Here is a 13,647-nt window from a genome sequence, read left to right on the forward strand (position 1 = left end):
ATGTTTTTTATTTATATCTTCTTTTTCTGCTGTTTGGTTTTCCTTTGCCGCTTTTGTTTGTTAATTTTTTAGAAGATGTTTTTCTTTTATTGTTTTTATTATTTTTAAATTCTCTCTTTTCAAATATCAAACAGTTTTCATAAGGACCTATTAAATCTGTTCTGCCTATTTTTATAAGAGCTTTTCTTATTCTTTCTTTGTTTTCAGGTTTGTAATATTGCATAAAAGCTCTCTGCGTTTGTTTTTCTTCATATGTTTTTGGAACGAATACTTTTTCATTTGTCAGAGGATTTTTTCCTGTATAAAACATACAAGTTGATAAAGTTCCCGGTGTTGGATAAAAATCCTGTACCTGTCTTGGTCGTATATTATGTTTTTTCATATACAGTGCAAGCTCCAATGCTCCTTGTATGGTACATCCCGGATGTGATGAAATAAAATATGGAACTAAGTATTGTTTCATGCCAAGTTCTTTGTTTACTTTGTTGTATTTATCTACAAATTTTTCGTAAACTTCTCTTCCCGGTTTCCCCATTTGTTTTAATGTTTTATTGTTTATATGCTCTGGAGCTATTTTAAGTTGTCCGCTTATATGATGTTTTACAAGTTCCTTTAAAACCGTAGGGTCTTTTTCTAAAAGAAGATAATCATATCTTATGCCGCTTCTAACAAAAACCTTTTTTACGTTTTTTACATTTCCTGCCGCTCTTAACACATCTAAAAATTCGCTGTGATCAACTTCTAAATTTTTGCAAGGAGAAGGAGATAGGCAAGTTTTGTTTATCCCAACACATGTTCCGTATTTCATTTGTTTTTGACATGAAGGATTTTTAAAGTTTGCTGTTGGTCCTCCTATATCATGAATATATCCTTTAAAACCGTCTATTTTTGTAAGCAATTTTACTTCGTCGATTATGCTTTTTTTACTTCTTGACTGTACCATTCTTCCTTGATGAAATGTTAGAGCGCAAAAAGAGCAGTTACCAAAGCAACCTCTATTTGATGTTACAGAAAATTCTATTTCTTTTATTGCCGGAATTTCTTTTTTGTACATAGGGTGAGGTTTTCTTGCATAAGATAGTCCGTATACTTTATCCAGTTCTTCTCTGTTTAGGGGCATCATTGGAGAGTTTTGGACAAGATAAGTTTTATCCATAAATTGTATTATTGTTTTGCCTGTTATTGGGTCTTGGTTTTGATATTGTACTTTAAATGCTTTATTATATTTTTCTTTATCTTCACATACTTCTTTATAAGAAGGGATAATAATTGCATTTTCAATATTACTTATATCACTTGTCATATAACAAGAGCCTTTAACATCAGTAATATCTTTTAAATTTTCACCGTTTTTTAGTCTTGTTGCAATTTCTCCAAGTATTTTTTCTCCGCTTCCGTATGTTAGCATATCGGCTGTGGAGTCTGTAAGTATGGAGTGTCTTACTTTGTTGTCCCAATAATCATAATGTGCAAATCTTCTAAGGCTTGCTTCTATTCCTCCGATTATTATATTAACTTTTTTGTATGCCATTCTTATCATATTGCAATATACTATTACGGCTCTGTCAGGACGTTTCCCTGCCACTCCGCCTTCTGTATATGCATCATCGTTTCTTTTTTTCTTTGATGCAGTATAATGATTTACCATGCTGTCTATATTTCCGCTGTTTACAAGGAAAGCATATTTAGGTCTGCCAAGTACCATAAAGGATTCTTTTTCTTTCCAGTTTGGTTGGGGGATAACACCTATGGAAAATCCAAGGCTTTCAAGATGTCTGCCTATTATTGCAGTTCCAAAAGATGGGTGATCTATATAGGCATCTCCTGTGACTATAATAAAATCAAGCTCGGATATTCCTCTTTCTTCCATTTCTTTTTTTGTTGTTATTAAAAATTCATTGTTTATTTTCATTTTATTTCCTCAATTTATATAATAAAAAATTATCCTTAAACGTTATATCTATTTTCTTTTTATCTATTAAATAAGACAGCATTGCTTTTATTGTTCCCTCAACAAGATTATATTCAACAAAGTTGATTTCAATATTATAATAATCAAACATCTTTTTGGTTATCATATTAAGGCTTAAAGGTACTTTTAAAAATTTACATATTAAGTCAAGTTCTTCTTTTATTTTATTTTCATTAATTTGTATAAGCTCAGTTATGTCTGTTAATGCTTGTTCATGGGTTGAAATGAAAAGTTTTCCTTTTAGTGTTTTTAAATATTCAAGAGTATATAGAAATTCTTCTATGTTATATATTGTTGGGATATGGTAAGTATTTAACGCTTCTATAGGGAAGAGACTATCTGCAATAAAATAAATATCATCATCGGTTTTTATTCCTATCATGTCATAACTATGACCGGGAAGCTTAATTATTTCCAATCCCTTTGGTAGTTCCTTTAAGTTATATGATATCTTTTCAGTAGGGGTAGCCATTAAGAACTTTTTTTGTATTCTTTTTGGTGGATATGCTCCATAAATAAAAGCTGGTTCAAGCACTGTATATTTTATAAAATGACTTTCAAATTCACTTGAATATATTTTACAACCTGTTTTATCTTGTAAAATTTTATTGTTCCCTATATGGTCTGCATGAGCATGAGTATTTATTATACCCTTTAATACCCAGTTATTTTTATCAATTATTTCAAGGATTTTATTTGCTTGTATACCATTCATTGCACAGTCTATTAAAAATATTTCACTATCACTTATTTTATAAACGCCTACGTTGTTTTCACTTTTTATGTAGTAAGTGTTTTTACCAACCTGTATTAATTCGTACATAATTAACCTCTATACTTTTATTATAGATATTTTAACATAAAATTTTAAATAATAAAAAAAGAAAGGCAAAAGCCTTTCTTTTAATTCAAAATTAATTATTTTTTATTTGCAATGTGGTGAGGACCCATTGAATCTGGAGCTGAATATTTTTCTCTTCTTAATTGATATAATTCATCAATAACATCTTGAGGAATTGTAGCTTTTTCAACGATTCCCATAGCTCTTGCTGCAAATTCTTGTTGAGCGATGAATTCTAAGCTTTCCATTCTGTAGTAAGCTGTAAGTACATCAGGACCGTATGTAACAGCACCGTGATATCTCATAAGTACTGCATCATGGTATTCGATGTAGTCTTCGATGTCTCCACAGATATCGAATGTTCCTGGTAAACCATATTTGATTACAGGGATTTCACCTAAGTTAAGTGCAGCTTCTGTACAGATTGGTTTATCTAAAGGCATGTTTGCAGCTGCAAATACTGTACCATATAATGGATGAGCATGAACTACTGCGTTTACGTCTGGTCTTAATTGGTAAATTTTGTAGTGAAGTTTAAATTCGCTTGTTCCTTTCCATGGACCATTTTCTTCTACTAAGTTACCGTCTTTATCAACGATACACATCATGTCAGGTGTCATGAAACCTTTTGATACACCTGTTGGTGTGATTAGGAAGTTACCATCTTCTAATCTAATTGAGATGTTTCCATCATTTGTAGAACAAAGTTGTCTATCGTACATTTTACGTCCTACATCACAAATCGCTTCTCTTAATTTTTGAATATCTTGACTCATTTTTTCCTCCTGGATATGTTTCTTATTAATTTATGGTTATTATATAACATTTGTTTTTAATTGTAAAGTACTTTTGTTCAAAAATTTTTTTACCATTACATTTGTTACACTAAATTTATCAGTTTTAACATAAAAATGTTATTTTTTTGTATTTTTAAACCTTTAAACCCGTTTATATAGGCACTTTAAAAGATGATGTTCAAAAGGGTATACTGTTTACTTATTGACATTTAAAATTTTTTTTCATATAATTAATTTAAAATAATTATATGAAGAGCTATTTATATTTAGATAGTTTAAGGAGGAGATACCAATGGCAGATTTAGAATTTAACAAAGATCTTATATTTTTCGATGTGGAGGCTGATAGCAATTTAGATGCATTAGATCAAGTTGCACATAAATTATTTGATCTTGGTTATGTAAAAGAAAGCTATATCGAAGCTGTAAAAGAAAGAGAAAAAGTATTCGCAACAGGTCTACCTGTAGAAGATTTTGCAGTAGCAGTTCCTCATACAGATGTTGAACATGTAAACAAACAAAGTATTTGTGTTGCTACACTTAAAAAACCTGTTACTTTTGAAGTAATGGCTGGTGCTGGTGAAAAATGTGAAGTTTCAATTTTATTCATGCTTGCATTAAAAGAACCACATCAACAATTAGCTATGTTACAAACAGTTATTTCTCTAATTCAACAAGAAGATAAATTAAAATCAATTTATGAATCTAAAGATAAAGAGTTAATAATGAAAATCGTTCAAGACGAATTAGCTAAACAAGTAGAAGAAGCATAATAAGTTATAAGAGAATATTTTCTCTAAGAAGGAGTTAGACGTATAATGTATTTAATAATAGTAGATTTTCTGATGCGAATGTCTTTTGGCGAACATCTATATTTTATTTATGAATGGATAGTTGAGCATACATATATTATTGGATGTATAGGCTTTTTATATGGTTGTGTTCTGTTTTATGGTGCCGTTTGTGCGAAAAAATGGATACCAAAAGATTTTAATGATTTTGTATTTATTGAAAGTTCAAAGATACTTAAAACTAATTCATCTATAAGTATTGATGATTTATCAAAACAAATTTATGATAAATGGGTAGAACATGTACCTGAGTTGCCAAGCAAATACAGGATACCTTCTAAAAAAGGTTGGTGGATTGTAAAACCAACAGTTCAAGCTTTAGAGGAAGATTTAAAGATAAACAGACAATCCATAGTAACTATGTTTAAAAACAATAAAAAAGAAGAGATGGCATCTGAGAAAAATTAAATATATAAAAGCAGATACTTCTGATATACACTATTATATAAATGTGTCTAAGCTGCTTTGTTTAAATTAAGTAAATAAGGGGAAATATAAATATATTTCCCCTTTAGTATTTAAAAAGTATTTTATTCATCAAATATTTATATTAAAAAACAAAAAATAATTTTAATGACAAAACTATCATTAAAATGTTTACTTTTAGGTTTTTTCTTAATTATTTTATCATCATTCAGTATTCAAATATTTTTTGTTTAAATTTTTTACACTCAATACTATTCATTATAGATAACGATAAGATTTTTAATATTAATATAGTACGTTTTTTTATAAAAAAATACTATAGTTAAACGTTTAAAATTGTGATAAAATATACAAATTGTAACAGATAGATAATAATACATTTATAATTAACAAAGTATTATTATTTATTTTTTTTTATCTTTTTATTTAAATTAATTTCTTTTATGTAATATATTTCATTTGTTCCATTATGTATACATTTTCTGACAAATTTAATTAAGTTCATTTGTAATAATATGTGTTGCTTAAATTTCAAGAGTATATAAATGTTATAAATATATTTTTATATACAAAAATTTTAATGTCTTTTTGTTAAAAAATATTTCTTTTAATAATTCATGTTTCGATTTTGTTTACGTTAATGTATTTTAGTTTGTTTACTTATTTAAAAGACAGGAAATGGAGGAACGTTATGCGAAAAAGAACATTAAAAGACAGGTTGTTTTGTGTTTTTTTGTCTTTATTAATTATTTTTACATCATTGCCCTCGAGTATTTTTGCGAAAGTTCAAGATGATGTTTTTGATACAAATGGACAAAAAGATTCTAACGTAATTGAAGAAGTTGACACTAATGACGTATATGTAGATTGGGAATTTGAAAACAGTGAAATTACTTCTTCGCAAGAAGGGATACTTAACATTGAAGCTAAGCTTAATACTGATAATGTCAAAGATATTAATGCTGTAAGTGTTGAGATTGTTTTGACAAATGATGAAGCAATTGCTTTAGGTATATTATCAGAAGATGGATTGAAATTAAATGAAGATGCTTTTAAAAGTGAAGTAGAAAATAGCGAAAATGGACTTGACTCTTTAGGAAATAATATACTTCCTAAAATTGAAGAAGATAAAAGTGTTCATTTGGTAATTGGACTTGATAAAGAAAAGCCTTCTTTATCTTATGAATATAAATTTAATGTTCCAAACAGTTTAACACTTCCTTTTACAATTGATGTTGATGAAAATGATATTGTAGTAAATGCAATGGGAGAAAATAGTGGTACGATTGAGGATATTGATGTAGAAAAAAGTACTAATAATATTACAATAACAAAAAATGAAGAGCAAACAAAAGAAATCTCAGATGATAGTACTAATAAAATAACACAATCTTTAAAGGGAAAAGACAGTTTAGAAAATAAAGTTATAGAAGACAGCGTTACAATAAATAGTTATTTAACTAATTTTTCAAAAGAAATTTTTTGGGTTGATAATAAAAATGAATCTTCAATAAGACCAAGTACAACATCTTATTTGCAACCAACCTTAAAGTTTTCATTGGATGGTGTTAATTATAAAGAATTAACAGAGCAAAATATGAGTGAAATAGGGTTACAGTCTTATCCAAAGTTATCTGTTGATAATACGGGGGTTGGTGTATATACGATTTATACAGGAAATAAAACTTTACCGTCAAAAGTTACATATGAAGATGTTTATGGAAATAAGACTTCTTATAATGTAAGCTGGGAAATAACACCAAAAGATATAGACGGATATTCTGTTGTTAATTTAACAGATGAAAATAATGATCAATATCCTTCTGTAAATAATATTGGATGGTATTATATTTTGCAAATAGATATTCGTTTTACATGCGTTGTAAGGATGGGTGAGAATAAACATTGGGAAGAAGTTAGTAATACTCTTTTAAATGATTTTCAACTTGTGATAGATATTGGAAATGGTAGATTCACTCAAGAATATGTTCTTTCTGAATTTAAAAACACATATTTTACAGAACATCCTGATGATGACAGTATGACATTAGCTATTGATAATACATGGAAATATAATATTGATGGCTCTTTAATTACTTATTATATAGAAGAGATTCCTGATAGTTCAGGTAATGCTGACAACAAGGTTTATGTTGAAAATGCTTTTGATGAGGATGATTATTTGTCTGTAAGTTATGATAATTCTTCTTCTCCAAATTATGGATCAAAAATAGATAAACTTTATAGTGAAGGAACCGTAATATTAACTCTAACTGGTAAAAAAACATATGAAGCAACAAAAATTTGGCTTGATGACGGTTCTGCTGAAACGAAGAAAAATCGACCAAGTGGTATTTTCCAATTGTGGAGATATCGTGAAGGTACATCTTTTTCAACAGCTTCTGTTGTAAGAAATAATGATGGATCAATGGTTGAAATTGCGTTAAATAATAATACTGATGAACAAACTTTAATATTTGAATTGAATGGAAGCCGTGAACTTCCAAAATATGATTCTGAAGGATATGAATATTTTTATGTTTTAAGAGAGTATCTTGAAGGAGATAATGCCGGAAATTATGAGCAAGTATTTGGACGTATTGATCAAAGTGGAAATATTACAGACAGAGTCGATATAAATGGAGAAATAAAAGATACTTCTAATACTTCAGATAGAGTAGGTAATAATGATTTTATATATAATGGTGGTGTAATTACAAATAGAATAAAAGGCAGTATTACAACTCAGGTTACAAAAATTTGGGAAGCTTCTTCATTCCAGTCAGGCTTTGATAATGTGAGCGTTGAATTTACATTACAAAAACGTGTAAAAGGTCAAGAAACATGGACTAATACATCACAAACTCTGGTAATGAGTGACTTTTATGCAGAAAACTTAACCGATACTAAAACAAAGAAAATGTCTAAGTATGATAATTTAGGTAGAGAACTTGAGTATAGATGGGTTGAGAGTGGTGTATTTGTAGATAATGGAGAAAACATTTATAGACCTAACACTGATGGAACGGGTTCTTTTACATTAAATTTGGATGGAAGAGATATTGACTTTATTTCTACACCTTCTATTGATGAAGATAATCCTCAAAATACAATTATTACAAATACAATTGCAAATACAATTAAATATGATGTAATAAAACAATGGGTTAATGCAGAGGGAGAAAAGACAGAGCCTCCTGAAGGTACAACAGTTTCTTTTAAAATATATCAAATGTTAAATAATGAATATACATATAAAGATCCAATTGCAACGTTTGATATAGACGGTGTTGTAGATGATGAAAAAACATTGGTAAATAAAGAGCTTGGCATTTATGCACAAGAAATTTCTCCTTGGATGGTTAGAGTTACTCCTTTAAGAGAATTTAATGAACAGGGGATGCAGTATGAATATGTACTTATGGAAGCAAAAAATACATATCTACCTAATATGGAAACAATAAGGACTCTTGAAGGATATGAGTCTACGATTATTAATGCACCTGGTCCTGGAAATCATATTTTAGTTACAAAAGGCTGGATAGATGATAGTGATATTGCTCATAGAGAAAATGTTACAATTTCAGTATACAACAGAAAAACTAATGAAAAAATAAATGAAGTTACCTTAGGGGATGGGGTTTGGTTTAAATATGTTGGTATAGGTAATTTAGATGAAGATGATGTATATATTTTAGAAACAAAGGTAGGGGATACAGATATTCCTTTAGATACATATTTTATGGATCAAGGAGATACTCCTAACTATGATAATCCAATACCTCCTAATGAATATGAAGGTGAAGGTGATAGTAATTATACATCAATTCAATATCAAACAAAGTATCATAAATATGATGTTAAATATACAAGTGAAGAAATAGATGGAGAAAAGATATATAAAGCTGTTAACAGAAGACTTGGAAATATTAATCTAACTGTAGAAAAAACTTGGACTGATGGTGATGGTTCTCTTCGTGATGAAATCCAAAAAGAACTAAAAAAAATAGAGAATGAATTTAATGTATCATTATTTTTAGTTTTAGAATTGGATTTTGAAGATGGGTATATACCAGCATATTATGATATTTCAAGGAATGGTGTTGATAATGCTGATACTGTAACGATAGGTAATTCTGATAATAAAGTAGCTATAAAAGATAATGAAGGTAATAATGTTTCTTCTACTCAAAAAATTTTATGGGCAGATGGAGAAAATAATAAAGCTTATTTCTTTAACCTTCCAAAATATGATAGATCAGGTTCTGTTGTTAGTTACAAAATAAGCGAAGTGTGGGTTGATAAAAACGGAAATGAAGTAGCATTAACAACTATAAAAAATAAATATCCTGATTTATATGATTTGTATAGTCAATATTCTACTTCCATTACATATGGTGATTATGTTGTAGGGGATCATTTTGCGAGTGATAATCAAGATATAAATGTTACAAATTCTTTAACAGGTACTAAAACATTAACATGGGAAAAAGTATGGAAAGATGAGTACGCATATGAAAGTGGAAATAGAATGGATTTATATCTTGATATTTACCAAGTAACTCATGAAAAAGATGATAATGGAAATATAACCGAAAAAACTTCATTATATATTTCAAACTATAGATGGATTTATAGTGATATCGAAGGAAGTGATCCTGTTAATCAATGGAAAGTACTTTTTAATAATGTTCCAAAATATGATGAGTTGGGATATGAAATTATGTACTATGCTGTTGAAAGAACAAATATTGATTTTAGAAAATTTGATTATCAAGTAGGAAATTATTATGTTGTTGATGAAGAGGCAGGAAATCAATCTATATACTTAGGAACAAGAGATGAAGTAGATAGTGAGTATGAAGATTATGTACTTGATTTATCAAATGTTCAAGATAAGCCAAACATATCTGATTATGCAAACTATGCTTTAATTGAAGGCGGAATATTTGAAAATACAATATATTCTGATTTAACAATTCAAGGTCAGAAAATATGGTCTGCAGTACCTTCTTCTTATCCAAATGAAGATTTACCTAGTGTAACCTTTACCTTGTATCAAAAAGTAGCGGGAGATAGTGGGGAAGGAACTCCTGTATCTACTATAACCGTTAAAGACTGGGTTGATATTTATTCTAAAGGTTCTTATTTGTTCCAGGTGTTGTATTTAGGCGAAAATATTATCAATGAAGATGGTTCTGTATCTTACGGTGGAAGCGGTGAAGCTAAAAAAATACCTAAATATAACGATAAAGGACAGCTTTACTCTTATGAATTAAAGGAAACAGAGATTCATTGGGTTAATGGTGCAAATCCGGATAAAGAAGATGTATTTGATGATCCGATAGAAAATACGTATTTGATTGATAATATATATAATAGCGAAAAAGGGAAAATTTCAATAAAGAAATTTTTAGAGCTTTCAATGGATGAAAATGGCGAGCCGGAAGCTTTCCCAGGAGTAAGGTTTACTTTGTATCGAACTTATACAAAAAATGATGGTACTACATCAGAAAAAGAAGAAGTTTCTTATAAGATATGGACATCAAGTGAAGTTGAAAATGCTTATAACTTAAAACATATGCTTGGACTTAATTCTGATGCAGGTACACAAACCGATCCTCTTGAAAAAGAAATTGTGTTTGAAGATTTAGATATATATGCTCCGAACGGATCAAAGTATGTTTACTCTGTTGAAGAAAGAAAAGATTATCTTGGTGGATTTAATACTTGGGTAGTTAACAGTGACCTTGCAGTTGAAAATATTTCAAGTATAAAAAACGACACATACTTAGGAAATGTGGCACAAAATTTATATCCTGTGAACTCAATATTTGATCCGACACCTATGACAACATTTATAAATGCCCCTGATACAAATAGGGATACGGTAAATATTACAGGTACGAAAGTTTGGAATGACTATAAAGATATATTTGGATTTAGACCTGATGATATTGAGCTTACCCTTTATAAATATGCAAATGAACAACCAGGACAAGGAAATTCAATTCCGGAAGAAAAAGTTGATGAGAGTCTATATAAAATAACTTGGACTCAAAAAGGTGAAAATAATTGGACATATGAAATTACAGGTGATGCTATGGGTGAGCTTGAAAAATATGCTCCAAATGGTATGGTTTGGAAATATGTTGTGAAAGAAACTCTTTCTGCTGATTCAAATTATATCGTTTCTCCTTCAGGTGGTAATAGTTACTTAGGAAAAGTAACGGAAAATAGAAGAGAAAATGACAATAATGATATAATAATGAACAATTTGTCAAATAATATAACAACAAGTATTCCATATAGTAAAAACTGGGTAGATAATGACGGAAATATAATAGAAAATGATTATTTGGGATTTGATCTTACAGTGGATTTTGAACTGCAAGTAAGTGAAATGGATAGTACGGATAAAACTTATAAATCTGCGGAAGAATATTTTAAAGACAATTTAGCCGAAGCAAACTATAATGCGATATTTGACGGTTATCAATTTAACAGAAGTTTAACCGGAAGAATAAACGATATTACAATATGGGGAGTAAGTAAAAGTTATGCAAATCTTCCAAGAATTATTGTTAAGAAAGATGCTCAAAATAATGAAGTTACTAGACTTCAATACCGAATTGTAGAAACAGCAATTCACTACGGTAGTGACAGTATATCAAGTCCAACAACAATAAATGTTATTGAAAGAAATGATAGCTCATATACATATGAGTTTGTAAACGGAGGAATGTTTACTCCTGCATATTGGGCAAATGGAAGAGGAACTCCTACGGAAGATCAGACTTATAACGATACTTCAACTACATATAATAACAATACGACAAGAGTTATGTATAACAGATTAGAAACAACAAGTTTTAATTTTACGAAGATTTGGGAAGGAGATAATAATAATATTTATTCTCAAAGACCTAAAAGCTCTCAAAGTGGATATACATGGCAAGCAAGCTTCATAGTTCAAAGAAGAACAGCTTCATCTGACTGGGAAAATGTTGAAATACATGCAAATAATCAAACAAGTAAAGATATGGTTATTACAATATATGGTACTGATAAAGAAGAAGATAATAGTGTTACAACAACTGTAAGGGGACTTTTAAAATCTGATGTAAACGGAAATGAATATGAATATAGGGTAAGAGAACTGGACAGCAATTACACTTTAACAGACGGGCATGTAAAAGATGAAGATATTGTTGGAAATGGAGGAAACAATACTTATAACATTACTTATACAACAACTTATGATAGTAATACGCAAGTAACAAATACTCTTGATTCCACAAAAGTTTATGCTTTGAAGAAGTGGAATCCATCTTCAAGAAAAACTAATGTAACATTGGAAGTAAAATACCTTGCTTCAAATGGAACTTGGAGATCTTTCAATACTCAAGCAAAGGTAACTTTAACATGTAATCCTGTAAGCAATCCTACAAAACCTTATTATGAATGTGAAGAATGGAGAGCTGTATGGAACGATTTACCTCTTGTTGTAAGCGGAAGTAAACTTGATGCAAATGGGCATACTCAATATAAAGTTTTTGAAACAGTACCAAGCGGATATGTTCAAGAAAGTACAAATGAAGTTTCCATAGATAGTTATACTCAGTTTGAGTTTACAAATGTCGAATCAACTTCTTATAGTGTTGAAAAAGTATGGTATGGGGTAGATTCCGCAAAACAAGGTATTGTAAGAGTAGGACTTTATAGGGCAATAGGTGAAATTGGTGATTCCAATACTGAACCTGTAATGCAAAGCGGCACAACAAATCAAATGACAGCACTTCTTACAAAGACTAACCTAAAAACAACCTTCAATTCTCTTCCTAAATATGATGAAAATGGTAATGAATATATTTACTATGCAAGAGAGTTATCAATAGATGGAATAGGTATAGAAAATTACGATTATCGCATATTAAATAATGATGAGAATGGTAAAACAACAATAACCAATATAGGTAAAAAAGAAATATCCGGTAAAAAAACATGGCTTGACAGTTCAAATGCTTACAATACAAGACCTGAAGATATACAAATTAATATATTTAGAAGTATAGACGGAAAAGATAAAGTTAAGCTTGATTTTGAACCTATATGGATAAGCAAAGATGGCGATGAATGGGAATATAAATTTGAAGGGCTTCTTGTGACTGATGATAGTGGAAAAGAGTACACTTATGAAGTTGAAGAAGTTGTTCCTGATGAATATGCCGTAACTTATGATGGATATAATATTACAAATACATTAAATGATACCATAAACATTCCTATTAAAAAGGTTTGGGATGATATGGATAATTATGATAAAGTACGTCCTAAAAATATTAAGGTTGAACTTTATGCAGATAATGTAAAAGTTGACGAAGCAACCTTAAATGGAAAAGGCAATATATGGGAATATGTATTTGAAAATTTACCTGAATATAATTCATTAAATAAGAGAATTATATATACATTAAAAGAAGTTGATATTCCTGATGGATATGAAGTAAGTTATGACGGTTATACCATAACAAATTATAGGAATGTAGTTGTAGTTAATAATGAAGAAAAGATATTTGATGATATAGACAAAGCAGATAGTGCTGCAACTTTCGATATGAATAATATTAATCTATACATGTTTGGAATATTATTCTCGCTTCTTGTGATTTTCCTCGCAGGGAGTAAATTAATTAGCAATCATCGTTTGAAAAAATAGGATAAATAAAAGAAAAAGGAGAGAAGTCCCCCCTCTCTCTTT

At 29.4% G+C, this 13,647-nt stretch carries 6 protein-coding genes; 3 read left to right on the forward strand and 3 right to left on the reverse strand.

The window, feature by feature from the left end:
• Nucleotides 1-7 precede the first annotated feature (7 nt).
• From V2W16_RS05605 to V2W16_RS05615, 3 genes are all read right to left on the reverse strand, one after another.
• Nucleotides 8-1,912 carry a YgiQ family radical SAM protein gene (locus tag V2W16_RS05605; protein ID WP_329382857.1) on the reverse strand — a complete coding sequence of 635 codons (1,905 nt, stop codon included), beginning with the start codon at nt 1,910-1,912 and terminating at the stop codon, nt 8-10.
• Nucleotide 1,913: 1 nt separating this feature from the next.
• Entirely contained in the window at nt 1,914-2,795 is an 882-nt protein-coding gene (locus V2W16_RS05610) for an MBL fold metallo-hydrolase (protein WP_329382859.1), read from the reverse strand.
• A gap of 95 nt (nt 2,796-2,890) precedes the next feature.
• Complete coding sequence (locus V2W16_RS05615; RefSeq protein ID WP_329382862.1) at nt 2,891-3,589, reverse strand: class II aldolase/adducin family protein; 699 nt, start codon at nt 3,587-3,589, stop codon at nt 2,891-2,893.
• Nucleotides 3,590-3,902: 313 nt separating this feature from the next.
• On the opposite strand from V2W16_RS05615, the gene V2W16_RS05620 reads away from it, so the two are divergent.
• The 3 genes from V2W16_RS05620 to V2W16_RS05630 all read left to right on the forward strand — a co-directional run bounded on the left by V2W16_RS05620 (nt 3,903) and on the right by V2W16_RS05630 (nt 13,605).
• The gene (locus V2W16_RS05620; protein ID WP_138268917.1) at nt 3,903-4,382 is read left to right on the forward strand and encodes a PTS sugar transporter subunit IIA; all 480 of its coding nucleotides are present in this window, start codon (nt 3,903-3,905) and stop codon (nt 4,380-4,382) included.
• Nucleotides 4,383-4,427: 45 nt separating this feature from the next.
• Complete coding sequence (locus tag V2W16_RS05625; protein ID WP_329382867.1) at nt 4,428-4,868, forward strand: hypothetical protein; 441 nt, start codon at nt 4,428-4,430, stop codon at nt 4,866-4,868.
• A 709-nt stretch (nt 4,869-5,577) separates the two neighbouring features.
• Nucleotides 5,578-13,605: a Cna B-type domain-containing protein gene (locus V2W16_RS05630; RefSeq protein WP_329382870.1), complete on the forward strand. Its 8,028-nt coding sequence runs from the start codon at nt 5,578-5,580 to the stop codon at nt 13,603-13,605.
• Nucleotides 13,606-13,647 lie beyond the last annotated feature (42 nt).

The organism is Anaerofustis butyriciformans (genome assembly GCF_036289385.1).
GTDB classification, from domain to species: domain Bacteria; phylum Bacillota; class Clostridia; order Eubacteriales; family Anaerofustaceae; genus Anaerofustis; species Anaerofustis butyriciformans.

Coding starts and splice junctions, on each gene's coding strand:
- V2W16_RS05605 (WP_329382857.1), bottom strand. CDS start 1,912: ATGAAAATAAACAATGAATTTTTAATAACAACAAAAAAAGAAATGGAA.
- V2W16_RS05610 (WP_329382859.1), bottom strand. CDS start 2,795: ATGTACGAATTAATACAGGTTGGTAAAAACACTTACTACATAAAAAGT.
- V2W16_RS05615 (WP_329382862.1), bottom strand. CDS start 3,589: ATGAGTCAAGATATTCAAAAATTAAGAGAAGCGATTTGTGATGTAGGA.
- V2W16_RS05620 (WP_138268917.1), top strand. CDS start 3,903: ATGGCAGATTTAGAATTTAACAAAGATCTTATATTTTTCGATGTGGAG.
- V2W16_RS05625 (WP_329382867.1), top strand. CDS start 4,428: ATGTATTTAATAATAGTAGATTTTCTGATGCGAATGTCTTTTGGCGAA.
- V2W16_RS05630 (WP_329382870.1), top strand. CDS start 5,578: ATGCGAAAAAGAACATTAAAAGACAGGTTGTTTTGTGTTTTTTTGTCT.